The 25,278-nt window shown below is 65.1% G+C and carries 25 protein-coding genes and 1 tRNA gene; 23 read left to right on the forward strand and 3 right to left on the reverse strand.

Features of this window, described 5'->3' with window-relative positions:
- Window positions 1–12 precede the first annotated feature (12 nt).
- From ilvN to QZM15_RS26725, 5 genes are all read left to right on the forward strand, one after another.
- Window positions 13–504: an acetolactate synthase small subunit gene (gene ilvN / locus QZM15_RS26705; RefSeq protein WP_006398781.1), complete on the forward strand. Its 492-nt coding sequence runs from the start codon at window positions 13–15 to the stop codon at window positions 502–504.
- A gap of 88 nt (window positions 505–592) precedes the next feature.
- A complete protein-coding gene (ilvC, locus tag QZM15_RS26710) occupies window positions 593–1,609 on the forward strand; it encodes a ketol-acid reductoisomerase (protein WP_006478252.1) in 1,017 nt (338 codons plus the stop codon).
- A 127-nt stretch (window positions 1,610–1,736) separates the two neighbouring features.
- Complete coding sequence (locus QZM15_RS26715) at window positions 1,737–2,381, forward strand: phosphatidylserine decarboxylase (RefSeq protein ID WP_006491035.1); 645 nt, start codon at window positions 1,737–1,739, stop codon at window positions 2,379–2,381.
- Window positions 2,382–2,396: 15 nt separating this feature from the next.
- Entirely contained in the window at window positions 2,397–3,269 is an 873-nt protein-coding gene (pssA, locus tag QZM15_RS26720) for a CDP-diacylglycerol--serine O-phosphatidyltransferase (RefSeq protein WP_059583621.1), read from the forward strand.
- 319 nt (window positions 3,270–3,588) lie between these two features.
- Window positions 3,589–5,133, forward strand: coding sequence for a 2-isopropylmalate synthase (locus QZM15_RS26725; protein WP_059583619.1), 1,545 nt, complete (start codon window positions 3,589–3,591; stop codon window positions 5,131–5,133).
- Window positions 5,134–5,207: 74 nt separating this feature from the next.
- Here QZM15_RS26725 and QZM15_RS26730 read toward each other — a convergent pair whose 3' ends face one another.
- The 3 genes from QZM15_RS26730 to QZM15_RS26740 all read right to left on the reverse strand — a co-directional run bounded on the left by QZM15_RS26730 (window position 5,208) and on the right by QZM15_RS26740 (window position 8,347).
- Window positions 5,208–6,758: a SulP family inorganic anion transporter gene (locus QZM15_RS26730; protein ID WP_059583618.1), complete on the reverse strand. Its 1,551-nt coding sequence runs from the start codon at window positions 6,756–6,758 to the stop codon at window positions 5,208–5,210.
- A 40-nt stretch (window positions 6,759–6,798) separates the two neighbouring features.
- The gene (locus QZM15_RS26735; RefSeq protein ID WP_059646593.1) at window positions 6,799–7,452 is read right to left on the reverse strand and encodes a carbonic anhydrase; all 654 of its coding nucleotides are present in this window, start codon (window positions 7,450–7,452) and stop codon (window positions 6,799–6,801) included.
- A gap of 382 nt (window positions 7,453–7,834) precedes the next feature.
- Window positions 7,835–8,347 carry a hypothetical protein gene (locus QZM15_RS26740; RefSeq protein ID WP_059583614.1) on the reverse strand — a complete coding sequence of 171 codons (513 nt, stop codon included), beginning with the start codon at window positions 8,345–8,347 and terminating at the stop codon, window positions 7,835–7,837.
- A gap of 164 nt (window positions 8,348–8,511) precedes the next feature.
- Between QZM15_RS26740 and QZM15_RS26745 the strand changes: the two genes are divergently transcribed.
- The 18 genes from QZM15_RS26745 to nuoK all read left to right on the forward strand — a co-directional run bounded on the left by QZM15_RS26745 (window position 8,512) and on the right by nuoK (window position 25,277).
- A complete protein-coding gene (locus tag QZM15_RS26745; RefSeq protein ID WP_302107583.1) occupies window positions 8,512–9,771 on the forward strand; it encodes a branched-chain amino acid ABC transporter substrate-binding protein in 1,260 nt (419 codons plus the stop codon).
- 107 nt (window positions 9,772–9,878) lie between these two features.
- Entirely contained in the window at window positions 9,879–10,148 is a 270-nt protein-coding gene (gene rpsO, locus QZM15_RS26750; RefSeq protein WP_006398792.1) for a 30S ribosomal protein S15, read from the forward strand.
- Window positions 10,149–10,439: 291 nt separating this feature from the next.
- The gene (gene pnp / locus QZM15_RS26755) at window positions 10,440–12,587 is read left to right on the forward strand and encodes a polyribonucleotide nucleotidyltransferase (RefSeq protein WP_059583611.1); all 2,148 of its coding nucleotides are present in this window, start codon (window positions 10,440–10,442) and stop codon (window positions 12,585–12,587) included.
- 146 nt (window positions 12,588–12,733) lie between these two features.
- The gene (locus QZM15_RS26760; RefSeq protein WP_060312102.1) at window positions 12,734–13,753 is read left to right on the forward strand and encodes an NAD(P)H-quinone oxidoreductase; all 1,020 of its coding nucleotides are present in this window, start codon (window positions 12,734–12,736) and stop codon (window positions 13,751–13,753) included.
- A 140-nt stretch (window positions 13,754–13,893) separates the two neighbouring features.
- The gene (tpiA, locus tag QZM15_RS26765) at window positions 13,894–14,649 is read left to right on the forward strand and encodes a triose-phosphate isomerase (protein ID WP_302107578.1); all 756 of its coding nucleotides are present in this window, start codon (window positions 13,894–13,896) and stop codon (window positions 14,647–14,649) included.
- A gap of 72 nt (window positions 14,650–14,721) precedes the next feature.
- A complete protein-coding gene (gene secG, locus QZM15_RS26770) occupies window positions 14,722–15,099 on the forward strand; it encodes a preprotein translocase subunit SecG (RefSeq protein ID WP_059533209.1) in 378 nt (125 codons plus the stop codon).
- A 110-nt stretch (window positions 15,100–15,209) separates the two neighbouring features.
- Window positions 15,210–15,294 (forward strand) — tRNA-Leu (locus QZM15_RS26775).
- Between the two features lie 153 nt (window positions 15,295–15,447).
- Window positions 15,448–15,807, forward strand: a complete 360-nt coding sequence (locus QZM15_RS26780) for an NADH-quinone oxidoreductase subunit A (RefSeq protein WP_006398798.1) — start codon at window positions 15,448–15,450, stop codon at window positions 15,805–15,807.
- A 62-nt stretch (window positions 15,808–15,869) separates the two neighbouring features.
- Window positions 15,870–16,349: an NADH-quinone oxidoreductase subunit B family protein gene (locus tag QZM15_RS26785; RefSeq protein WP_006398799.1), complete on the forward strand. Its 480-nt coding sequence runs from the start codon at window positions 15,870–15,872 to the stop codon at window positions 16,347–16,349.
- Between the two features lie 21 nt (window positions 16,350–16,370).
- A complete protein-coding gene (locus tag QZM15_RS26790) occupies window positions 16,371–16,973 on the forward strand; it encodes an NADH-quinone oxidoreductase subunit C (protein ID WP_099316656.1) in 603 nt (200 codons plus the stop codon).
- 9 nt (window positions 16,974–16,982) lie between these two features.
- Window positions 16,983–18,236 (forward strand): NADH-quinone oxidoreductase subunit D, encoded by a 1,254-nt coding sequence (locus QZM15_RS26795; protein ID WP_059583605.1) that lies wholly within the window; start codon window positions 16,983–16,985, stop codon window positions 18,234–18,236.
- Window positions 18,237–18,420: 184 nt separating this feature from the next.
- Window positions 18,421–18,906, forward strand: coding sequence for an NADH-quinone oxidoreductase subunit NuoE (gene nuoE / locus QZM15_RS26800; protein WP_006478266.1), 486 nt, complete (start codon window positions 18,421–18,423; stop codon window positions 18,904–18,906).
- On the forward strand, window positions 18,903–20,213 hold the full coding sequence (gene nuoF, locus QZM15_RS26805; protein ID WP_302107579.1) for an NADH-quinone oxidoreductase subunit NuoF: 1,311 nt from the start codon (window positions 18,903–18,905) through the stop codon (window positions 20,211–20,213). Before nuoE ends, nuoF begins: the two co-directional genes overlap by 4 nt.
- 81 nt (window positions 20,214–20,294) lie before the next feature.
- Window positions 20,295–22,625: an NADH-quinone oxidoreductase subunit NuoG gene (nuoG, locus tag QZM15_RS26810; RefSeq protein WP_060312106.1), complete on the forward strand. Its 2,331-nt coding sequence runs from the start codon at window positions 20,295–20,297 to the stop codon at window positions 22,623–22,625.
- On the forward strand, window positions 22,626–23,693 hold the full coding sequence (gene nuoH / locus QZM15_RS26815; RefSeq protein WP_034207963.1) for an NADH-quinone oxidoreductase subunit NuoH: 1,068 nt from the start codon (window positions 22,626–22,628) through the stop codon (window positions 23,691–23,693).
- A 15-nt stretch (window positions 23,694–23,708) separates the two neighbouring features.
- Window positions 23,709–24,197 (forward strand): NADH-quinone oxidoreductase subunit NuoI, encoded by a 489-nt coding sequence (gene nuoI, locus QZM15_RS26820; RefSeq protein ID WP_006478270.1) that lies wholly within the window; start codon window positions 23,709–23,711, stop codon window positions 24,195–24,197.
- A gap of 105 nt (window positions 24,198–24,302) precedes the next feature.
- On the forward strand, window positions 24,303–24,953 hold the full coding sequence (locus QZM15_RS26825; RefSeq protein ID WP_011545812.1) for an NADH-quinone oxidoreductase subunit J: 651 nt from the start codon (window positions 24,303–24,305) through the stop codon (window positions 24,951–24,953).
- 18 nt (window positions 24,954–24,971) lie between these two features.
- On the forward strand, window positions 24,972–25,277 hold the full coding sequence (nuoK, locus tag QZM15_RS26830; protein ID WP_006478272.1) for an NADH-quinone oxidoreductase subunit NuoK: 306 nt from the start codon (window positions 24,972–24,974) through the stop codon (window positions 25,275–25,277).
- The last annotated feature ends 1 nt before the right edge of the window (window position 25,278 follow it).

A 25,278-nucleotide genomic window follows, 5' to 3' on the forward strand; every position in this document is an offset into this window, starting at 1 on the left:
GAAGAAGCGAACATGAGACACATCATTTCCGTCCTGCTGGAGAACGAACCGGGCGCGCTGTCGCGCGTGGTCGGCCTGTTTTCCGCACGCGGCTACAACATTGAAACCTTGACGGTGGCGCCGACCGAAGACCAATCGCTGTCGCGGCTCACCATCGTTTCCATCGGCTCCGACGACGTGATCGAACAGATCACGAAGCATCTGAACCGCCTGATCGAGGTGGTGAAAGTGGTGGACCTGACCGACGGTGCACACATCGAACGCGAGCTGATGCTGATCAAGGTACGTGCAGTGGGCAAGGAGCGCGAAGAAATGAAGCGGATGTCGGATATTTTCCGCGGCCGCATCATCGACGTGACCGAGAAGACCTACACGATCGAATTGACGGGCGCGAGCGACAAGCTCGACGCATTCATCCAGGGGCTGGACGCGGGCGCGATCCTCGAGACCGTGCGCACCGGCAGCTCAGGCATCGGGCGCGGCGAGCGCATCCTGAAGGTGTGATGCCGACGCCGGGTGCGCCGTCATGTCCCGGCCCGCAGTACTCCATCCGAACGAATTGTTGAATTTTTGAATTAGCGAAGGAACCATCATGAACGTTTTCTACGACAAAGACGCCGACCTCTCCCTCATCAAGGGCAAGCAAGTCACGATCATCGGCTACGGCTCGCAAGGCCATGCACACGCGCTGAACCTGAAGGACAGCGGCGTGAACGTGACGGTCGGCCTGCGCAAGGGCGGCGCGTCGTGGAGCAAGGCCGAGAACGCCGGCCTGTCGGTCAAGGAAGTCGCCGAAGCGGTGAAGGGCGCGGACGTCGTCATGATGCTGCTGCCGGACGAGCAGATCGCCGACGTGTACGCGAAGGAAGTGCACGCGAACATCAAGCAGGGCGCGGCGCTCGCGTTCGCGCACGGCTTCAACGTCCACTACGGCCAGGTGATCCCGCGCGCCGACCTCGACGTGATCATGATCGCGCCGAAGGCGCCGGGCCACACCGTGCGCGGCACGTACTCGCAAGGTGGCGGCGTGCCGCACCTGATCGCGGTGGCGCAGAACAAGTCGGGCGCGGCGCGCGACATCGCGCTGTCGTATGCGGCGGCGAACGGCGGCGGCCGTGCCGGCATCATCGAGACGAACTTCCGTGAAGAAACCGAAACCGACCTGTTCGGCGAGCAGGCCGTGCTGTGCGGCGGTACCGTCGAGCTGATCAAGGCCGGTTTCGAGACGCTGGTGGAAGCCGGCTACGCGCCGGAAATGGCGTACTTCGAGTGCCTGCACGAACTGAAGCTGATCGTCGACCTGATCTACGAAGGCGGCATCGCGAACATGAACTACTCGATCTCGAACAACGCCGAATACGGCGAGTACGTGACGGGCCCGCGCGTCGTCACGGAAGAGACGAAGAAGGCGATGAAGCAGTGCCTGACCGACATCCAGACGGGCGAGTACGCGAAGAGCTTCATTCTCGAGAACAAGGCGGGCGCCCCGACGCTGCAGTCGCGCCGCCGCCTGACGGCCGAGCACCAGATCGAGCAGGTCGGTGCGAAGCTGCGCGCGATGATGCCGTGGATCGCGAAGAACAAGCTCGTCGACCAGACGAAGAACTAAGCGCGCCGTGCCGTTCCGGCCCTTCGAATGGAGGGTCGGCATCAAAAAGCCGTCCGAAGGCAGCAGTGCCCCGGGCGGCTTTTGCTATGCTACGTGCTTTGCAATTCACCGAACACAGAACGAATCCATGAACTATCCTCATCCGATCATCGCGCGCGAAGGCTGGCCGTTCATCGCGATTGCAGCCGTCATCGCGCTGTTGATCCATGCCGTCGGGGGCTTCGGCTTCGCGTGGCCGTTCTGGCTGCTGCTCGTCTTCGTCGTCCAGTTCTTCCGCGATCCGCAGCGCCCGATCCCGGCGCAGCCGAACGCGGTGCTGTGTCCGGCGGACGGCCGCATCGTCGCGGTCGAGACCGCGCAGGATCCGTACGCGAACCGCGAAGCGCTGAAGATCAGCGTGTTCATGAATGTCTTCAATGTTCATTCGCAGCGTTCGCCGGTCGATGGCGCGATCAGCAAGGTCGAATACTTCCCGGGCGCGTTCCTGAACGCGGCGATCGACAAGGCGTCGACCGAGAACGAGCGCAATGCGGTCGTGATCCAGACGGCGAGCGGCAAGACGGTCACCTCGGTGCAGATCGCCGGCCTGATCGCCCGCCGGATTCTCTGCTACGTCCGTGCCGGCGAGCCGCTGTCGCGCGGCCAGCGCTACGGGTTCATCCGCTTCGGTTCGCGCGTCGACGTGTACCTGCCGCTCGGCAGCCGCGCGAAGGTGTCGATCGGCGAGAAGGTCTACGCGTCGTCGACGATCCTCGCCGAGCTCGAACAGTAAGCGGCGGGGCGCACGATGGCCGCATTCAAACCGCGTCGGCCGCGCAACGGCGCCGGCCAGACGCCACGCCCGTTCCGCCGCAACAAGGTGATGGCGCCGGATTCGGCGCCCATCGAGAGCCGCCGCGCCGCGCGCCAGCGGTTCCTGAAGACGCGCGGCATCTACCTGCTGCCGAATGCATTCACGACCGCCGCGCTGTTCTGCGGCTTCTTCGCGGTCGTGCAGGCAATGAACGTGCGCTTCGAGATCGCCGCGATCGCGATTTTCGTCGCGATGGTGCTCGACGGGATGGACGGGCGCGTCGCGCGCATGACGCATACGCAGAGTGCGTTCGGCGAGCAGTTCGACAGCCTGTCGGACATGGTGTCGTTCGGCGTCGCGCCCGCGCTCGTGATGTACGAGTGGGTGCTGAAGGATCTCGGCCGCTGGGGCTGGCTCGCCGCGTTCGTCTATTGCTCGGGCGCCGCGCTGCGCCTTGCGCGCTTCAACACGAACATCGGCGTGGTCGACAAGCGCTTCTTCCAGGGGCTGCCGAGCCCGGCCGCGGCCGCGCTGATCGCGGGCTTCGTGTGGCTCGCGACAGACAACCGCGTGCCGATGAAGCTCGGCTGGCTGCCGTGGGTCGCGTTCGTGCTGACGATCTACGCGGGTGTGACGATGGTGTCGAACGCGCCGTTCTACAGCGGCAAGGCGCTCGACGTGCGCCACCGCGTGCCGTTCGCGGCGATCCTGCTGGTCGTCGTCGCGTTCGTGCTGGTGTCGTCCGATCCGCCGCTGATGCTGTTCTGCCTGTTCGTGCTGTACGGGCTGTCCGGCTACGTGTTCTGGGCCTACATGGCCGTGCGCGGGCGGGCGAACCCGGCGCGCTCGTCGCAGCGCGAGCACTGACGCCGACACGCGATTTGCCCGGAAACGGCGGCCTCGGGGCCGCCGTTTTCATTTGCCCCTTTTTTCGGGCCGGCCGTGTCGATTCCCGGGTGCCGTCCGATTGCGCGGTCAACGGAATGTCGCTATAGTCTTTGGCATGACTGTATTTCCCCGCCTCTCCCTCCTTCTAGCCGGTGCGCCGCTACGCGCGCTAGCTTTGGCGCGCCTGCCGCGCTGACCGTTCTCGCCCCCCGTCAAGCCTCGTCTGTTGTTGAGCGTCGCCAGCGGTGGCGCGATCTCGTTACGTTTGACTTCCGTATAAAAGAGCCCTGGAGCCCCCATGACAGACAAGCTGATCATTTTCGATACGACGTTGCGTGACGGCGAGCAATCGCCCGGCGCGTCGATGACGAAAGAAGAGAAAATCCGCATCGCGAAGCACCTCGAGCGGATGAAGGTCGACGTGATCGAGGCCGGCTTCGCCGCGAGCTCGAACGGCGATTTCGACGCGATCCACACGATCGCCGGGCTCGTGAAGGACAGCACGATCTGCTCGCTGGCGCGCGCCAACGACAAGGACATCCAGCGCGCGGCCGACGCGCTGAAGCCCGCCAACAGCTTCCGGATCCACACGTTCATCGCGACGTCGCCGCTGCACATGGAGAAGAAGCTGCGGATGACGCCGGATCAAGTGTTCGAGCAGGCGCGCCTCGCCGTGCGTTTCGCGCGCAAGTTCACCGACAACGTCGAGTTCTCGCCGGAAGACGGCAGCCGCTCGGACATGGATTTCCTGTGCCGCGTGCTGGAAGCCGTGATCGCCGAAGGCGCGACGACGATCAATATCGCCGACACGGTCGGCTACGGCGTGCCGGAGCTCTACGGCAACCTCGTGAAGACGCTGCGCGAACGCATTCCGAACTCGGACAAGGCGATCTTCTCGGTGCACTGCCATAACGACCTCGGGATGGCGGTCGCGAACTCGCTCGCCGGCGTGAAGATCGGCGGCGCGCGTCAGGTCGAATGCACGATCAACGGTCTGGGCGAGCGCGCGGGCAACACGTCGCTCGAAGAAATCGTGATGGCCGTGAAGACCCGCAAGGACTACTTCGGTCTCGACGTCGGCATCGACACGACGCAGATCGTGCCGACGTCGAAGCTCGTGTCGCAGATCACCGGCTTCGTCGTGCAGCCGAACAAGGCGGTGGTCGGCGCGAACGCGTTCGCGCACGCGTCGGGCATTCACCAGGACGGCGTGCTGAAGGCGCGCGACACCTACGAGATCATGCGCGCGGAAGACGTGGGCTGGACCGCGAACAAGATCGTGCTCGGCAAGCTGTCGGGCCGCAACGCGTTCAAGCAGCGGCTGCAGGAGCTCGGCGTATCGCTCGACAGCGAAGCCGAACTGAATGCCGCGTTCATGCGCTTCAAGGATCTGGCCGACCGCAAGGCGGAGATCTTCGATGAGGACATCATCGCGATCGTGTCCGAGGAATCGGCGCTCGCGCAGGAGCAGGAGCACTTCAAGTTCGTGTCGCTGTCGCAGCGTTCGGAAACGGGCGAGCAGCCGCAGGCGAAGGTCGTGTTCGCGGTCGAGGGCAAGGAAGTGACCGGCGAGGCGCGCGGCAACGGCCCGGTCGATGCGACGTTCAATGCGATCGAAGGTGAAGTCGGCAGCGGCTCCGAGCTGCTGCTGTACTCGGTGAACGCGATCACGACCGGCACGCAGGCGCAGGGCGAAGTGACGGTTCGGCTGTCGAAGAGCGGGCGGATCGTCAACGGCGTCGGCACCGATCCGGATATCGTCGCCGCGTCCGCGAAGGCGTACATTTCCGCGCTGAACAAGCTGCACTCGAAGGACGACAAGGTCAATCCGCAGCGCTCGTAAGCGCCGCGCAGGACGCAGCCTCGAAACGCCCCGTGCGGCCCTGCGCCGCCGGGGCGTTTGTTTTCATTGGCCGCTCATTCGGCGGCCGGCGCGCGGAACAGCCAGCGGCGGGCGGCCGCGCGCGGCGCGGGGTTGCGCCGGCGGAACTCGACCGCGATCCCGCGCCGCGGCGCATCGGCGACGAACGCGTCGAGCAGCTCGAGCACGTCGTGGTCGATGTAGTCTGCGCGGGTTGCGTCGATGATCACGGCCGCCCGGTCCGGAATGTGTCGCAGGTGGTGCTTGACCTGCACCTTGCCCAGAAACGACACGTCCTTGCGGAACGACAGCAGGAAGTGGTCGTCGTGCTGCGCGAGCGTGACGGGGCTCTTCAGGTTCGCGACGGCGACGGCCAGCACGCTGCACGCGAGGCCGAGCGCGATGCCGAACAGCAGGTCGACCGCCAGCACGCCGACGATCGTCGCCGCGAACGGCGCGAACGCGGCCGGGCCTTGCTTCATGACCGAGCGGAACAGCGCCGGTTTCGCGAGCTTCATGCCGGTGTGGATCAGGATCGCGGCCAGGCTCGCGAGCGGGATCAGGTTGATCAGGCCGGTGAGCGCGAACACGCTCGCGAGCAGCAGGATCCCGTGCACGATCGCGGACATCCGGCTTTGCGCGCCGGCGTTGACGTTGGCCGAACTACGCACGATCACCGACGTGATCGGCAGGCCGCCGACGGCGCCCGCGACAAGGTTGCCGACGCCCTGTGCCTTCAGCTCGCGATCGGGCTGCGTCGGACGTCGCTTCGGATCGATCTGTTCGACCGCCTCGAGGCACAGCAGCGTCTCGAGGCTCGCGACGACCGCAAGCGTGATCGCCACGCGCCATACGTCCGGATTGAGCAGTTGCGCGAAGTTCGGGCCGAGTTCCGCATGCTTGAGCGATGCCGCGAGCGCCGCAAACGAGTCGAACTCGGGCAGCGTGACGCGATGGGCGGCGCCCGGTGCGGCTGCCGGAGCGACCATGCCGAGCACGAGCGTCGCGCCGATGCCGAGCACGACGACCGCGAGCGGGGCGGGTACCGAGCGTACCCACGCGAAGCGCTTGAGCGCCGGCGTGTCCCACGCGATCAGCAGCGCCAGCGACACGAGCGCGATCGCCGTGGCGGCCCATGCGGTCGGCAAATGCAGCCAGTTCGCAAACGATTGCGCGGCCGGGCCGCCGATGCCGAATGCGAACGGAAGCTGCTTCACGATCAGCAGCAGGCCGATCGCGGCGAGCATGCCCTTGATGACGGGCGACGGGACGTAGGCGGCGAAGCGGCCGGCGCGCAGCATGCCGAACCCGAACTGCAGCACGCCGGACAGCAGCACCGCGAGCAGGAACGCGGAGAAGCTGCCGAGCTGCGCGATCCCTTCGACGACGATCACGACGAGGCCGGCGGCCGGCCCGCTGACGGACAGGGACGAGCCGCTCAACAGCGCGACGACGATGCCGCCGACGATGCCCGATACGAGCCCGGCGAACGGTTCGACGCCGGAGGCGTTGGCGATGCCGAGGCAGAGCGGCAGCGCGACGAGAAAAACGACGATGCCGGCGACGATGTCGCGCGGCAGGGTGGACAGGCGCTCGTTCAGTTTCATGATTGGGGTGATTTCGTTGACATGGAGGGCAGGGCGCGGGTCAACCGAGCGCGACGGCGGTCGCGGCAGGCTCGGGCTCGGCTTCGGCTTCGGCTTCGGCCGGCGATGGCGCATAGCCGGAATCGAGTTCCTTCAGGTGGCCGTCGGCGAGCGAGAAGATCCAGCCGTGCACGAGCGGCGGCCGTTCGCGGCCGCGCACGATCGGCGACGCACGCAGCAGCCGCACCTGTTCGAGCACGTTCAGCTCGGCGAGGCGATCGGCGGCAGCCATGTCGTCCAGCCCGTCGAGCGTATCGCGATGGCGCCGCGCGAGCGCGCAGAGCGGCGCGATGCGGCGCGCGACGTGCGGCAGGTCGGCGGGCGGCGGCAGCAGCGATGCGCGCACGCCGCCGCACCCGTAGTGCCCGCACACGATCACGTGGTCGACCTTCAACACCCGCACCGCGTACTCGAGCACGCTGGCGGAATTGTCGTCGTCGGGGTGGAACAGGTTCGCGATGTTGCGATGGACGAACAGCTCGCCGGGCGCGCAGTGCGTGATGGTCTCGGCCGGCACGCGGCTGTCGGCGCAGCCGATCCACAGTACGCGCGGATTCTGGCCGCGTGCGAGCGCGTCGAAGAAGCCGGGCGTGTGTTCGCGCGTCTCGCGGGCCCAGGCAATGTTGGCAACCAGCATGCTCTTGGGGCGATTCATGAGGACTCCTTTTTGATCAAGGCAAATAAATATCGAGCGAAATGGCGCAGTCGCATTCTTTCTAAATTGAAAGGTTCGATTTCGACTGATATTAGGGGTATGCCCTAGCACTCGGGGTGGGTTGAAACAAATTGTTTCAAATTGATTGGGCGTAGTGCATTGCCTGCACCAGTGCGACGCATGACATGCACTGGCTATGCCTATTTAGGCTCAAGCGCCCGCATGACGGGGCGTTCAGCGTATTGCCATCGGAATATTAACGATCGGAAAAGTTTTCCGTCTTATTCCTGAAATTAAATAAGGCAGCGGAAAAAATGAAATGGCCATTCGGCAATCATTCGTGAATGGCCATTGCGACAATTGCGTGTCGATGCGCAATCGGTCAGAACAGGGTGCGGCGATCGGGATCGTGCAGCGGGTCCGGCGTTTTCTGCGTGGTGCGCAGGATGCCCTGCGGATCGAAGTAGAAGCTGTACATCATGTACCAGACGTTGTCCTCGAGATACCGGTACGTCCATACCTCGCGCTTCATCAGCGGGAAGTAGGAGGTCTCGACCGGGCGTCCGAAATTGACGAGGACGTCGGTTTTCGTCCACTTGCCGATCTCCGCGCGATAGAACTCGCTCGGCTGCAGCACCTGGCGCACGTTGACGATCCGGTGGGCGGCATCGACGTCGGCCGCGATCGTGATCTCGCCCATCGGCTGGGTCGGCCACATCAGGCGCTTGCCGCCGCCGGGCAGGTCGTAGATCTCACGCGGCGGGCCCATGCGCGCGACGATCGCCGACTCGTCCTGGCCGGCCTGGTATTGCTGCCACGGTTGCGCGCAACCGGCCAGCAGCGCGGCGGCGCAGGCGGCGAGCACCGGCAGGCGCGCGGGAATGCGAATGCGCATCGGATTCTCCAGAACACGGAAACAGGTCCCGTTTTATCACGGACGGCGCGCGATCGCGCATCGGCAGGAAAAAATCGATGCGGATCGGGCCCGCGCGCTTGCGGGCGGCCGGCGCACCGGCCTATGATCCGCGCTTCTCGGGCAGATTGAAGGGCAGGTGGCCGATGCAGGGATGGAAGCGGTGGGCGCTCGCGTGGAGCGCGGGGTGGATGCTGGTGTCGTCCGCGTGTGCCGGCGGCGAGCCGGTGCGGATCGCGCTGATCGAAGGGATGTCGGGCCCGTTCGCGAACGCGGGCGCGGCGGTCGAGCGCAACCTGCGCTTCGGCGTCGAGCAGGTCAATGCGGCGGGCGGCGTGAAACTGCGCGACGGCGCGCACCCGCTCGAACTCGTCGTGCTCGACAGCAAGGGCAGCCCGGAAGAGGCGCTCGTGCAGTTGCGCGCGGCGGCCGATCGGCATATCGGCTTCGTCGCGCAGGGCAACAGCTCGGCCGTCGCCGCCGCGCTCGTCGCGGCGCTCGACAAGCTGAACGCGCGCGATCCGGACAACCGGATGCTGTTCCTGAACTACTCGGCGGACGATCCGGCGCTGACCGGCGCGCGCTGCAGTTTCTGGCATTTCCGCTTCGATGCGCACGCCGGCATGCGAATGGCCGCCCTCGCGGACGTGATGGCGCGCGATCGCGCGCTGCGCAAGGTCTATCTGCTGAATCAGGACTACAGCTTCGGCCATGACGTCAGCACCCTCGCGCGGCAGGCGCTGGCCGCGCGGCGCCCGGACGTGACGATCGCCGGCGACGAATTCCACCCGATCGGCCGGATCAAGGATTTCTCGCCGTATATCGCGAAGATCCGGGCGAGCGGCGCGGACGCCGTCGTGACCGGCAACTGGGGCAACGACCTCACGCTGCTCGTGAAGGCGGCGCGCGAACAGGGGCTGAACGCGAAGTTCTATACGTTCTACGGCAACAGCCTCGGCGCGCCGGCGGCCCTGGGCGACGCGGGCGTCGGCCGCGTCGTGGCGGTGGCCGACTGGCATCCGAACGCCGGCGGCGCCAGATCCGACGCGTTCTACCGCGCGTTCCGCACCCGTTTCCCGGCCGCGCAGGAGGACTATCCGGTGCGGCGGATGAGCCAGATGATCGAGATGCTGGCCGCCGCGATGACCCGCGCGGGTTCGGCCGACCCCGTCGCGGTCGCGCGTGCGCTCGAGGGCCTGCCGTTCGACGACGGCTTCCACGCGTCGCGGATGCGCGCGCAGGATCACCAACTGATCCAGCCCCTTTACGTGATGGAAATGGACAAGGTCGGCACGCCGGGCGTGCGCTTCGACAACGAGGGATCGGGCTACGGCTTCCGGACGGTCCTGGCGGTGCCGGCGCAGCGCACGGAGATGCCGTCGACGTGCTCGATGACGCGCCCGTGACGGGAGGCGGCAAGAACGGCACCGAGTTGTGCTACAATGCGCGCCGGTTGTAAGTCACGGCACGGCCATTCTTCCGTGTCCGCCTGTTCAGTTAGAAAGGAAATCACATGTCTGTTGCAGATATCAAGAAGTCGGAAGTCGTTGCTCAGTTCGCCCGCGGTACCAACGACACGGGGTCGCCCGAAGTCCAGGTCGCACTGCTGACCGCACGTATCGTCGAACTGACGGGTCACTTCAAGACCCACGCGAAGGATCACCACAGCCGCCGCGGCCTGCTGCGCATGGTGAGCCGCCGCCGCAAGCTGCTCGACTACCTCAAGGGCAAGGATGCCGATCGTTACCGCGCACTGATCGAGAAGCTGGGTCTGCGTAAGTAATCGAGGCGATTGCCGCCAGCAAGATGCCTGTGTCAGTCCGCTGATACAGGCATTTTGTTTTTGCGCGGTGCGTAGCGTCACACGCATCGCAGGCTGTCCGGCACGTTCGTGCGGGGCCGCCGCCACGACCGATACCGGGGCAGGATTTGTGTCATTCCAGCGCGTCGCTGCGTGAGCGCCGCGCTGGAATGGCATAAAAAACACACCTTGCTCCGGGTGATTCGGTCGGGACGCCGCCGCGCGGGGGTCGCCGGCGCGGCGAATGAAATGCATGAATACAAAGGAGCAACCATGTCCATGTTCAACAAGGTCGTGAAGGAATTCCAGTGGGGCCAGCACAAGGTGCGCCTCGAAACCGGTGAAGTCGCTCGCCAGGCAAGCGGCGCCGTGATCGTCGACGTCGAAGATACCGTCGTGCTGGCAACCGTCGTCGGCGCGAAGTCGGCGAAGCCGGGCCAGGATTTCTTCCCGCTGACCGTCGACTACCTCGAGAAGACCTACTCGGCCGGCAAGATCCCGGGCGGCTTCTTCCGTCGCGAAGGCCGTCCGTCGGAGCACGAGACGCTGACGTCGCGCCTGATCGACCGTCCGCTGCGCCCGCTGTTCCCGGAAGGCTTCTACAACGAAGTCCAGGTCGTGATCCACGTGCTGTCCGTGAACCCGGAAATCCCGGCGGACATCCCCGCGCTGATCGGCGCATCGGCCGCGCTCGCCGTGTCGGGCCTGCCGTTCAACGGCCCGGTCGGTGCCGCGCGCGTGGCGTACATCGACAACGCGTACGTGTTGAACCCGACGCGTGACCAGCTCAAGGCATCGAGCCTCGACCTCGTCGTCGCGGGTACGGAGCGCGCCGTGCTGATGGTCGAGTCGGAAGCCGATCAGCTGTCGGAAGAAGTGATGCTGGGCGCCGTGGTATTCGGCCACGAGCAGATGCAGGTCGCGATCGACGCGATCCACGAACTGGTGCGCGATGGCGGCAAGCCCGAGTGGGACTGGCAGCCGGCGCCGAAGAACGAGGCGCTGATCGCACGCGTGACCGAGCTCGCGCAGAACGATCTGCTCGCCGCTTACCAGCTTCGCGACAAGCAGGCGCGCTCGGCGAAGCTGAAGGAAGTCTACGCGGCGACCTCGGCGAAGCTCGAGGAAGACGCGCTGGCGGCCGGCACGGTCGCGGCCGACAAGGCCACGGTCGGCAATATCCTGTTCGACATCGAAGCGAAGATCGTCCGTTCGCAGATCCTGAACGGCGAGCCGCGCATCGACGGTCGCGACACGCGCACCGTGCGCCCGATCGAGATCCGCACCGGCGTGCTGCCGCGCACCCACGGCTCGGCGCTGTTCACGCGCGGCGAAACGCAGGCGCTGGTCGTCGCGACGCTCGGCACGAAGGGTGACGAGCAGATCATCGACGCGCTCGAAGGCGAATACCGCGAGCGCTTCATGCTCCACTACAACATGCCCCCGTTCGCGACCGGCGAAACGGGCCGCGTCGGCTCGCCGAAGCGCCGCGAAATCGGCCACGGCCGCCTCGCGAAACGCGCGCTGGTCAAGTGCCTGCCGAGCGCCGACGAATTCGGCTACTCGATCCGCGTCGTGTCGGAAATCACCGAATCGAACGGTTCGTCGTCGATGGCGTCGGTGTGCGGCGGCTGCCTCGCGCTGATGGACGCCGGCGTGCCGATGAAGGCGCACGTCGCCGGTATCGCGATGGGCCTGATCCTCGAAGGCAACAAGTTCGCGGTGCTGACCGACATCCTCGGCGACGAAGATCACCTCGGCGACATGGACTTCAAGGTGGCCGGCACGGAGCAAGGCGTGACGGCGCTGCAGATGGACATCAAGATCCAGGGCATCACGAAGGAAATCATGCAGGTCGCGCTCGCGCAGGCGAAGGAAGGCCGCCTGCACATCCTCGGCAAGATGACGTCGGCGGTGTCGGGTGCGAACACGCAACTGTCGGAATTCGCGCCGCGCATGATCACGATCAAGATCAACCCGGAAAAGATCCGCGACGTGATCGGCAAGGGCGGTTCGGTGATCCGCGCGCTGACGGAAGAAACGGGCACGACCATCGACATCTCGGACGACGGCGTCGTGACGATCGCGAGCACGAGCAGCGAAGGCATGGCCGAAGCGAAGAAGCGCATCGAGCAAATCACGGCCGAGATCGAAGTCGGCCAGGTGTACGAAGGCACGGTGCTCAAGCTGCTCGATTTCGGTGCGATCGTGAACCTGCTGCCGGGCAAGGATGGCCTGCTGCACATCTCGGAAATCGTCAACGAGCGCGTGAAGGACATCAACGACTACCTGAAGGAAGGTCAGCAGGTGAAGGTCAAGGTGATCCAGACGGACGAGAAGGGTCGCGTGCGTCTGTCGGCCAAGGCGCTGCTGAATGAAGCAGCGGCGGCAGCGCAGTCGGATACGCCGCCGCAGCAGTAAGCGGACAGGCGGATCAACGGCCGGCAGTGCGAAAGCGTGCCGGCCGTTTTTTCTGTAGCATCGTTGCGCGGCGCAGCAGCGCCGGCGAGGCGCTCGCGCCGTGCGCGCGCGTGCCATCCGATTCCGATCCTGGAGCGATTCTCACCATGAAAGCCATCGAAATCACCGAATTCGGCGCGCCCGACGTGCTGAAGCTCGCGGAGCGTCCGCGCCCCGAACCGAAGCGCGGCGAGGTGCTGATCAAGGTGGCGGCTTCCGGCGTGAACCGGCCCGACGTGTTCCAGCGCAAGGGCGCCTATGCGCCGCCGCCGGGTGCGTCGGATCTGCCGGGCCTCGAGGTCGCGGGCGAGATCGTCGGCGGCGATGTGTCCGATGCGGCACTGAACCCGTTCGGCCTGAAGCTCGGCGATCGCGTGTGCGCGTTGCTCGCGGGCGGCGGCTATGCCGAATATGCGGTCGCGCCGCTACCGCAGTGTCTGCCGGTGCCGGACGGTCTCACCGATATCGAAGCCGCGTCGCTGCCCGAGACGTTCTTCACCGTGTGGAGCAACGTGTTCGACCGCGCGCGGCTCGGCGCGGGCGAGGGCGGCGAGCAGGAGACGCTGCTCGTGCAGGGCGGCTCGAGCGGCATCGGCGTGACGGCGATCCAGATCGCGCATGCGCTCGGCTTTCGCGTGTTCGCGACGGCCGGCACCGCCGACAAGTGCCGTGCGTGCGAGGCGCTCGGCGCCGAACGCGCGATCGACTACAAGACCGAAGACTTCGTCGAAGTCGTGAAGTCGCTGACGCACGATCGCGGCGTCGACGTGATCCTCGACATGGTGGCGGGCGCGTACGTGCCGCGCGAGTTGTCCGCGCTCGCGGACGGCGGCCGTCTCGTGCTGATCGCGCTGCTCGGCGGTGCGAAGGCCGAGGTCAACCTCAACGAGATCCTGCGCCGCCGGCTGACGGTGACGGGCTCGACGCTGCGCCCGCGTCCGGTCGAGTTCAAGGCGCGCATCGCCGCGCAGTTGAAGGCGCGCGTGTGGCCGCTGCTGGCCGACGGTCGCATCAAGCCCGTGATCTATCGTGTGCTGCCGGCCGGCGAGGCCGCGCAGGCGCATGCGCTGATGGAGAGCGGCGAGCACATCGGCAAGATCGTGCTTGATTGGGGCGCGAACGCGTGACGGCCCGTGCGGCGGGCTTGACATGCGCGGTTTGACCGGTTCAAGCCGCGCGCAGTAAAATCGCGGGTTTGCTTCGCCAGATCCAACCTGACGGCCGGGTTCCGGCACGTTAATGACAAGATAGTGACGAGACAGACACGATGTCGAAACAACGAACAAAGCGAGTGATCGGCAACTGGAAGATGCACGGCCGGCTGGCCGGCAACCAGGCGCTGCTGAACGAAGTGGTGCAGGGTGCGGGCTTGGTGGCGGCTGAAACGTCGATCGGCGTGTGCGTGCCGTTCCCGTATCTCGCGCAGGTTCAGGCCCAGCTCGGCGGTGGCCGTGTCGCGTTCGGTGCGCAGGACGTGTCCGCGCACGAGCAAGGCGCGTTCACCGGTGAGGTGGCGGCCGCGATGGTGGCGGAGTTCGGCGCGCAGTATGCGATCGTCGGTCATTCGGAGCGTCGCGCGTATCACGGCGAAAGCAACGAGACGGTCGCGGCGAAGACGCAGCGCGCACTCGCGGCCGGCCTCACGCCGGTCGTGTGCGTCGGCGAGACGCTCGACGAGCGCGAGTCGGGTGCGACCGAGCAGGTCGTCGGTGCGCAGCTCGACGCGGTGCTGGCCGTGCTGACGGCTGACGAGGCCGCTCGCATCGTCGTCGCGTACGAGCCGGTCTGGGCGATCGGCACGGGCAAGAGCGCGACGTCGGCGCAGGCGCAGGACGTACACGCGTTCCTGCGTGCGCGCCTGGCGGCAAAGGGTGCGGCGGACGTGTCCGTGCTGTACGGCGGCAGCGTGAAGCCGGACAACGCGCAAGAACTGTTCGCGCAGCCGGACATCGACGGCGGCCTGATCGGCGGCGCGTCGCTGAAGGCGGAAGATTTCCTGGAGATCTGCCGGGCCGCGCGTTGAGCGGTCCGGGATCGAATTGAACCATGACGGCGGCCGGTCGGTCCGGTCGCCCGATCCAATCGGGTGGGTGTGATGCTGTTATTCAAGACGCTGATTATTGTGGTGCAGGTGCTGTCGGCACTCGGTGTGATTGGGCTCGTGCTGCTGCAGCACGGCAAGGGTGCCGACATGGGCGCCGCCTTCGGCAGCGGCGCGTCGGGCAGCCTGTTCGGCGCGACGGGCTCGGCGAACTTCCTGTCGCGCACGACGGGCATTCTCGCGACGATCTTCTTCGTCGCGACGCTCGCGCTGACTTACCTCGGTTCGTACAAGTCGACGCCGTCGGCGGGCGTGCTCGGCACGGCCGCGACCGCGCCGGCATCGGCCCCTGCGGCATCGGCGCCGGCTGTCGCGGCGTCCGCCGCCGCCGGTTCGGCCGCGAGCGCGCCGGGCCAGGATGTCCCGAAATAAAAAGTTAATTTTTTTGCGGTTGTGCGTTGAACAAATCCAGGACTCGGGTTAGAATTTAATTCTTGAAGCGATTCGCGGGAACCAGCAGCACAACCCGAGTTGCATGCAGTGCCGACGTGGTGAAATTGGTAGACACGCTATCTTGAGGGGGTAGTGGCGAAAGCTGTGCGAGTTCGAGTCTCGCCGTCGGCACCAAAGTTACTCAATGCCAGCCGCTTCTAGTGGCTGGCATTTTTCATTTCTGGGGTGTGCTTGCGGTTGTCTTGCGATCGCCTGTACTCCGAAATGATTCCTTCCGCCGGAAGTGGTATTCTCCGGACGCTCAGAACCAACCGATAGAGGATTGCCTTGAACCTCGCAGCCTATTACCCCGTCTTGTTGTTCCTCCTCGTGGGCACTGGTTTAGGTATAGCGCTGGTCAGCATCGGCAAGCTCCTTGGTCCCAACAAGCCGGACGTCGAGAAGAACGCACCGTACGAGTGCGGCTTCGAAGCCTTTGAAGACGCCCGGATGAAATTCGACGTCCGGTACTACCTCGTCGCCATCCTGTTCATCATCTTCGATCTCGAAACCGCATTCCTGTTCCCGTGGGGCGTCGCGCTCCGGGACATCGGCTGGCCGGGTTTCATCGCAATGATGATTTTTCTGCTCGAATTCCTGCTGGGCTTTGCCTATATCTGGAAGAAAGGCGGGCTCGACTGGGAGTGATGGGTTAATCGCCGGTTTGCATGGGCGGCCGCGCTCGGTCGCTCGTCTGGAGTGGAAAGCAAATGAGTATCGAAGGGGTCTTGAAGGAAGGGTTTGTCACCACGACGGCTGACAAGCTGATCAACTGGACGCGTACCGGCTCGCTGTGGCCGATGACGTTCGGGCTCGCGTGTTGCGCCGTCGAGATGATGCATGCGGGCGCGGCCCGTTACGATCTGGACCGGTTCGGCGTCGTGTTCCGCCCGAGCCCGCGTCAGTCGGACGTGATGATCGTCGCCGGCACGCTGTGCAACAAGATGGCACCCGCGCTGCGCCGCGTGTACGACCAGATGGCCGAGCCGCGCTGGGTGATCTCGATGGGGTCGTGCGCGAACGGCGGTGGTTATTACCACTACTCGTACTCGGTGGTCCGCGGCTGCGACCGGATCGTGCCGGTCGACGTCTACGTGCCGGGCTGCCCGCCCACGGCCGAGGCGCTGGTCTACGGCGTGATCCAGTTGCAGGCGAAGATCCGCCGCACCAATACCATCGCCCGTCAATAAAGCCCCGAGCGTCCCCTCAATATGGCAAGCAAAATCGAGACCCTGAAGGCGAACCTCGACGCCGCGCTCGGCGCGCGCGTGGTGAGCCTCACCGAAGCGATCGGTGAATTGACACTCGTCGTGAAGGCGAGCGATTACCTCGAAGTCGCAAAGACGCTGCGCGACGATCCGAAGCTCCGTTTCGAGCAACTGATCGACCTCTGCGGCGTCGACTACCAGACCTTCGGCGACGGCGCCTACGACGGCCCGCGCTTCGCGGCCGTGTCGCACCTGCTGTCGGTCACGAACAACTGGCGCTTGCGCCTGCGCGTGTTCGCGCCGGACGACGATCTGCCGATCGTGGCGTCGCTGGTCGACATCTGGGCTTCCGCGAACTGGTACGAGCGCGAAGCGTTCGACCTGTACGGCATCGTGTTCGAAGGCCACCCCGACCTGCGCCGCATCCTCACCGACTACGGCTTCATCGGTCACCCGTTCCGCAAGGACTTCCCGGTGTCGGGCTACGTCGAAATGCGTTACGACCCGGAAGAGAAGCGGGTCGTGTACCAGCCGGTGACGATCGAGCCGCGCGAAATCACGCCGCGCGTGATCCGCGAGGATCGCTATGGCGGTCTGAAACATTAAGGGGGCGTCATGGCAGAAATCAAGAACTACACGCTCAACTTCGGCCCGCAGCACCCGGCAGCGCACGGCGTGCTGCGCCTCGTGCTCGAGCTCGACGGCGAAGTCATTCAGCGTGCCGATCCGCACATCGGCCTGCTGCATCGCGCGACGGAAAAGCTCGCCGAATCCAAGACCTTCATCCAGTCCGTGCCGTACATGGACCGTCTCGACTACGTGTCGATGATGGTCAACGAGCACGGCTACGTGCTCGCGATCGAAAAGCTGCTCGGCATCGACGTGCCGGAGCGCGCGCAGTACATCCGCGTGCTGTTCGACGAAATTACACGCGTGCTGAACCACCTGATGTGGATCGGCGCGCACGCGCTCGACGTCGGCGCGATGGCCGTGTTCCTGTACGCATTCCGTGAACGCGAAGACCTGATGGACGTGTACGAAGCGGTGTCCGGCGCCCGGATGCACGCGGCCTACTATCGTCCGGGCGGCGTCTACCGCGATCTGCCTGACGCAATGCCGCAATACAAGGCGTCGAAGATTCGCAACGAGAAGGCGCTCGCGAAGATGAACGAGGCGCGCAGCGGCTCGGTGCTCGACTTCATCGACGATTTCTTCACGCGCTTCCCGAAGTGCGTCGACGAATACGAAACGCTGCTGACCGACAACCGGATCTGGAAACAGCGTCTGGTCGGGATCGGCGTGGTGAGCCCGGAACGTGCGCTGCAGATGGGCCTGACGGGCCCGATGCTGCGCGGCTCGGGCATCGCGTGGGACCTGCGCAAGAAGCAGCCCTACGAAGTGTACGATCGCATGGATTTCGACGTGCCGGTCGGCGTGAACGGCGATTGCTACGACCGCTATCTGGTGCGCGTCGAAGAAATGCGCCAGTCGGTCCGCATCGCGAAACAGTGTATTGAGTGGCTCCGCAAGAATCCGGGGCCGGTGATGACGGACAATCACAAGGTTGCCCCGCCGTCGCGCGTCGGCATGAAGACCAACATGGAAGACTTGATTCACCACTTCAAGCTCTTCACCGAAGGTTTCCATGTGCCGGAAGGCGAAGCGTACGCGGCGGTCGAGCATCCGAAGGGTGAATTCGGCATCTACCTCGTGTCGGACGGCGCCAACAAGCCGTATCGCCTCAAGATTCGCGCGCCGGGTTTCGCGCACCTGGCGTCGCTCGACGAAATGGCGCGCGGTCACATGATCGCCGACGCCGTCACGATCATCGGTACGCAGGACATCGTGTTCGGCGAAATCGATCGCTAATGGTTGCGCCGCCCGCGAGCGCGGGCGGCGAGCAGTCAGTCACACGCGAAGCACCATGCGGTATGCGCCGAACCGGCGCGGCTTCGCAAGCTGTCAACAGAGTGAGCGCCAGGTCTGCCGTCCATGCACCCCAGTGTGCGGCAGGTTGTTCGTTCGGTAGGAATTGAAAGAGTCGTGTCTGAAAATGATCTCAGCTGAAGGCCTGAAGGAAATCGATCGAGCGTTGACGAAGTATCCCGCCGATCAGAAACAGTCCGCCGTGATGTCGGCGTTGGCCGTGGCTCAGGAAGAGCATGGCTGGCTGTCGCCCGAACTGATGCAGTTCGTCGCGGACTATCTCGGCATGCCGGCCGTTGCCGTGCAGGAAGTCGCGACGTTCTACACGATGTACGAGCTCAAACCGGTCGGCAAGCACAAGATCACGCTCTGCACGAACCTGCCGTGCCAGCTCGGCCCGCACGGCGGCGCGGAAGCGACTGCCGACTACCTGAAACAGAAGCTGGGCATCGGCTTCGGCGAGACCACGCCCGACGGCAAGTTCACGCTGAAGGAAGGCGAATGCATGGGCTCGTGCGGCGATGCGCCGGTGCTGCTGGTGAACAATCACAGAATGTGCAGCTTCATGAGCCGCGAGAAGATCGACCAGCTGCTTGAGGAGCTCTCGAAATGACGTCCCTCCACGACCGTCACATCAAACCGCTGATCCTCGCTGGTCTGAACGGCGAGAACTGGCACCTCGAAGATTACGTTGCGCGCGGCGGCTACAAGCAGCTGCGCCGCATTCTCGAAGAAAAGATTCCGCCCGAGCAGGTGATCGCCGACGTGAAGGCGTCGGGCCTGCGCGGCCGCGGCGGTGCGGGCTTCCCGACCGGCCTGAAGTGGAGCTTCATGCCGCGCCAGTTCCCGGGGCAGAAGTACCTCGTCTGCAACTCGGACGAAGGCGAGCCGGGCACGTTCAAGGATCGCGACATCCTGCGCTGGAACCCGCACGCGCTGATCGAAGGCATGGCCATCGGCGCGTACGCGATGGGCATCACCGTCGGCTACAACTACATCCACGGCGAAATCTTCGAAGTGTATCGACGCTTCGAAGCCGCGCTCGATGAAGCGCGCGCGGCCGGGTTCCTCGGCGACAACATCATGGGCTCGGAATTCTCGTTCCAGCTGCACGCGCATCACGGCTACGGCGCGTACATCTGCGGCGAGGAAACGGCGCTGCTCGAGTCGCTCGAAGGCAAGAAGGGCCAGCCGCGCTTCAAGCCGCCGTTCCCGGCGAGCTTCGGCGTGTACGGCAAGCCGACCACGATCAACAACACCGAGACGTTCGCCGCGGTGCCGTTCCTGCTGTCCATCGGGCCGCAGAATTATCTCGAGATCGGCAAGCCGAACAACGGCGGCACGAAGATTTTCTCGGTGTCGGGCGACGTCGAGCGTCCGGGCAACTACGAAGTGCCGCTCGGCACGCCGTTCGCGACGCTGATGGAGCTCGCCGGCGGGATGCGCGGCGGCAAGAAGATCAAGGCCGTGATTCCGGGCGGTTCGTCGGCGCCGGTGATCCTGGGCGACATCATGATGCAGACCGATCTCGACTACGACTCGATCGCGAAGGCGGGGTCGATGCTCGGTTCCGGCGCGGTGATCGTGATGGACGAGACGCGCTGCATGGTGCGCTCGCTGCTGCGCCTGTCGTACTTCTACTACGAGGAATCGTGCGGCCAGTGCACGCCGTGCCGCGAAGGTACCGGCTGGCTGTATCGCGTCGTGAACCGTATCGAGCACGGCGAAGGCCGCCAGGAAGATCTGGACCTGCTGAACTCGGTGGCCGAGAACATCATGGGTCGCACGATCTGTGCACTCGGCGATGCGGCGGCGATGCCGGTACGCGGGATGCTCAAGCACTACTGGGACGAATTCGCGTACCACGTCGAGCACAAGCACTGCATGGTCGGCGGCCACGCGCACGCGGCGGCAGCCTGAGCGAACCCGGTTGCGGAATTTGAGCGCACGGTCGGGCGAACGCGCGAACGGGCGGAAATAGGTTAAGGACCATTCACCATCATGGTTGAACTTGAAATAGACGGCAAGAAGGTCGAGGTGCCCGAAGGCAGCATGGTGATCCAGGCTGCGCACAAGGCGGATACGTACATTCCTCACTTCTGCTATCACAAGAAACTGTCGGTCGCGGCCAATTGCCGGATGTGTCTCGTCGAAGTCGAGAAGATGCCGAAGGCCGTGCCTGCCTGCGCGACCCCCGTGTCGGCCGGCATGATCGTGCGCACGCAATCCGACAAGGCCGTGAAGGCGCAGCAGTCGGTGATGGAATTCCTCCTCATCAATCACCCGCTCGATTGCCCGATCTGCGATCAGGGCGGCGAATGTCAGCTGCAGGATCTGGCGGTCGGCTACGGCAAGTCGTCGTCGCGCTACTCGGAAGAAAAGCGCGTGGTGTTCCACAAGAACGTGGGCCCGCTGATCTCGATGGAAGAGATGTCGCGCTGCATCCACTGCACGCGCTGCGTCCGCTTCGGCCAGGAAATCGCCGGCGTGATGGAGTTCGGCATGCTGGGCCGCGGCGAGCACTCGGAAATCACGACGTTCGTCGGCAAGACGGTCGACTCCGAAATGTCGGGCAACATGATCGACCTGTGCCCGGTCGGCGCGCTGACCAGCAAGCCGTTCCGCTACAGCGCCCGTACGTGGGAACTGTCGCGCCGCAAGTCGGTGAGCCCGCACGATTCCGTCGGCGCGAACCTCGTCGTGCAGGTGAAGAACAACCGCGTGATGCGCGTGCTGCCGTTCGAGAACGAAGCGATCAACGAATGCTGGATCTCGGACAAGGACCGCTTCTCGTATGAAGCCCTCAACAGCGAAGAGCGCCTGACGAAGCCGATGCTGAAGCAGGGCGGCCAGTGGATCGAAACCGACTGGCAGACCGCGCTCGAATACGTCGCGAAGGGCCTGAAGGGCATCGCCGCGGATCACGGCGCGAACGCGCTGGCGATGCTCGCGAGCGCGCACAGCACCGCGGAAGAGCTGTTCCTCGTGAAGCAGCTCGCCAACGAACTGAACACGCCGAACGTCGACTTCCGTCTGCGCCAGCAGGATTTCTCGGCGCCGGTCCAGGGCGCGCCGTGGCTCGGCATGCCGATCGCCGATCTGTCGAACGTGGACGCCGCGTTCGTCGTCGGTTCGTTCCTGCGCCGCGACCACCCGCTGTTCGCATCGCGCCTGCGTCAGGCGGCGAAGAACGGCGCGAAGCTGCACTTCCTGCACGCGACCGCTGACGATTCGCTGATCCCGACCGCGCAACGCATCGTCGCCGCGCCGTCCGCGTGGCTCGACGAGCTGGCCGGCATCGCCGCGGCCGTCGCGCAGCTGCGCGGCGTCGCGCTGCCCGACGCGCTCGCAGGCGTCACGGCGTCGCCGGCGGCCCAGGCTGTCGCGCAGTCGCTCGCGAACGGCGAACGCCGCGCGGTGCTGCTCGGCAACGTCGCGGTCCGTCATCCGCAATTCGCGAAGCTGCACGCCGTCGCGCAGTGGATCGCCGACAACACCGGCGCCACGTTCGGCTTCCTGACGGAAGCGGCGAACACGGTCGGTGCGCACGTCGTCGGCGCGCTGCCGGGCGAAGGCGGCCTGAATGCACGCGAGGCATTCGCGCAGCCGCGCAAGGGCTACGTGCTGCTGAACGTCGAACCGGAATTCGATACCGCCGATCCGGCACAGGCATTGGCCGCGCTGAACCAGGCGGAGATGGTCGTCGTGATGTCGCCGTTCAAGCACGGCCTCGACTACGCCGACGTGCTGCTGCCCGTCGCACCGTTCACGGAAACGGCCGGTACGTTCGTCAACGCGGAAGGCACCGTGCAGAGCTTCAACGGCGTCGTGCGCCCGCTCGGCGACACGCGCCCCGCCTGGAAGGTGCTGCGCGTGCTCGGCAGCCTGCTCGGCCTGCCGAACTTCGAATACGAGACCGCGGAAGAAGTGCGTGTCGCCGCGCTCGGCGACGCCGGCGTCGCGGGCCGCCTGTCGAACCAGACGTCGGTCGCGCCGGCCCGCGCCGCGGCGAATGCCGCGAACGGCGGTTTCGAGCGCCTGGCCGACGTGCCGATCTATCATGCCGACGCGCTCGTGCGCCGCGCAGGTGCGCTGCATCTGACGGCCGCCGCGAAGGCGGCGCATGCCGCAGCCCTGCCGGCCGCGCTGTTCGACAAGCTGGGCTTGAAGGAAGGCGACGCCGTGCGCGTGCGCCAGGGCGAGCGTGCGGTGCAGTTGCCGGCCGTGCGCGACGCGAATCTTGCGGAGACGGTCGTTCGCGTGTCGGCGGCGACGCCTGCCGGCGCAGCGCTCGGCAGCCTGTCCGGTGAACTGGTGGTGGAGAAGGCGTAAATGAGCTTGTTCGATACGATCAACGCGGGCGGGGCCGAGCTTCTCGGCTTCGCGTGGCCGACGGTGTGGGCAGTCGTGCGCATCCTCGTCGTCTCCGTCGTCATCCTGCTGTGCGTCGCGTACCTGATTCTCTGGGAGCGCAAGCTGATCGGCTGGATGCACGTGCGTCTCGGCCCGAACCGCGTCGGCCCCGGCGGCCTGCTGCAGCCGATCGCCGACGTGCTGAAGCTGCTGCTGAAGGAAGTCATTCAGCCGAGCGCCGCCAGCCGCTGGCTGTACCTGATCGCGCCGGTGATGACCGTCGTGCCGGCGTTCGCCGTGTGGGCGGTGATCCCGTTCCAGGCGGAAGCCGTGCTCGCGAACGTGAACGCGGGCCTGCTGTACGCGATGGCGATCTCGTCGATCGGCGTGTACGCGGTGATTCTGGCCGGCTGGGCGTCGAACTCGAAGTACGCGTTCCTCGGCGCGATGCGCGCCGCGGCACAGATGGTGTCGTACGAAATCTCGATGGGCTTCGCGCTGGTGCTCGTGCTGATGACGGCCGGCAGCCTGAACCTGTCGGAAATCGTCGGTTCGCAGCAGCACGGCTTTTTCGCCGGCCACGGCGTGAACTTCCTGTCGTGGAACTGGCTGCCGCTGCTGCCGGCGTTCGTCGTCTACTTCATCTCGGGCATCGCCGAAACGAACCGTCACCCGTTCGACGTGGTGGAAGGGGAGTCGGAGATCGTCGCGGGTCACATGATCGATTACTCGGGCATGGCGTTCGCGCTGTTCTTCCTCGCCGAGTACATCAACATGATCGTGATCTCGGCACTGGCCGCGACGCTGTTCCTCGGCGGCTGGGACGCCCCGTTCGAATTCCTGTCGTTCATCCCGGGCATCTTCTGGCTGGTGCTGAAGGTCTTCGCGCTGCTGTCGGTGTTCATCTGGGTCCGCGCGACGTTCCCGCGCTTCCGTTACGACCAGATCATGCGTCTGGGCTGGAAGGTGTTCCTGCCCGTCACGGTGATCTGGGTGGTCGTGGTCGGCTTCTGGATGATGTCGCCGCTGAACATCTGGGTGAAGTAAAGATCGGACGAAATCATGACGGCAATCCAACACTTCTTTAAGACTTTCTTCCTGACCGAGCTGCTGAAGGGGCTCGCGCTGACCGGTCGTTACACGTTCAAGCGCAAGTTCACCGTGCAGTTCCCGGAAGAGAAGACCCCGATTTCGCCGCGTTTCCGCGGGCTGCACGCGCTGCGCCGCTATGAAAACGGTGAAGAGCGCTGCATCGCGTGCAAGCTGTGCGAGGCCGTGTGCCCCGCGCTGGCGATCACGATCGAGTCGGAAACGCGCGCGGACAACACGCGCCGCACGACGCGCTACGACATCGACCTGACGAAGTGCATCTTCTGCGGTTTCTGCGAAGAGAGCTGCCCGGTCGATTCGATCGTCGAGACGCAGATTCTCGAGTACCACGGCGAAAAGCGCGGCGACCTGTATTTCACGAAGGAAATGCTGCTCGCGGTGGGCGACCGCTACGAGAAGGACATCGCCGCGGCGAAGGCTGCCGACGCGCCGTATCGTTGATTGTGTTTGCAGTGCCGGCCCGGCATGAACGGGCCGAGCCGCCGCGACGGGTGCGGGCGTCCCGCAAGCCGCGCCTGACTATGGCCTAACGATGAACCGGTAATCATGGAATTCACGACCGTACTGTTCTACATCTTCGCGCTGCTCCTGGTGGTATCAGGGCTGAAGGTGATCACTTCGCGCAACCCGGTGGCGTCTGCGCTTTTCCTTGTGCTGGCGTTCTTCAACGCCGCCGCGATCTGGATGCTGCTGGAGGCGGAATTCCTCGCGATCCTGCTGGTTCTGGTCTACGTGGGCGCGGTGATGGTGCTGTTCCTGTTCGTCGTGATGATGCTGGACATCAACATCGACTACCTGCGCCGCGACTTCAAGCGCTTCGTCCCGATGGCAACCGTGGTCGGCGCGATCATCGTGATCGAAACCGCGCTGATCCTGTGGCGCGGCTACGGCGACACGCACACCGTGCATGCGATGGCGACGGGCGAGATGGCCAACTGGTCGAATACGCGCCTGATCGGCAAGGTGATCTACACCGACTACATCTTCGCGTTCGAAATCGCCGGCCTCGTGCTGCTGGTCGCGATCATTGCCGCGATCGGGCTGACCGAGCGCAAGGGCAAGGACAGCAAGCGCCAGCGCGTGTCGGATCAGGTCAAGGTGCGCCGCAACGACCGCGTGCGCCTCGTGAAGATGGAAGCGGACAAGCCGCAGCCGGAAACGGCGCAAAGCGAAGCCGGCTCGGGCACCAACGGCTAAGCGGAGGAAAAGAAAACCATGCTGACTCTTGCTCACTACCTTGTGCTCGGCGCGATCCTCTTTGCGATCGCGATCGTCGGGATCTTCCTGAACCGCCGCAACGTCATCATCATCCTGATGTCGATCGAACTAATGCTGCTGGCGGTGAACACCAACTTCGTCGCGTTCTCGCATTACCTCGGCGACGTACACGGCCAGATCTTCGTGTTCTTCGTGCTGACCGTCGCCGCAGCGGAAGCCGCGATCGGTCTCGCGATTCTGGTGACCCTGTTCCGTAAGCTCGACACGATCAATGTCGAGGATCTCGATCAGCTCAAAGGTTAAT

This window comes from Burkholderia sp. AU44665, from assembly GCF_030504405.1.
GTDB lineage: Bacteria > Pseudomonadota > Gammaproteobacteria > Burkholderiales > Burkholderiaceae > Burkholderia > Burkholderia semiarida.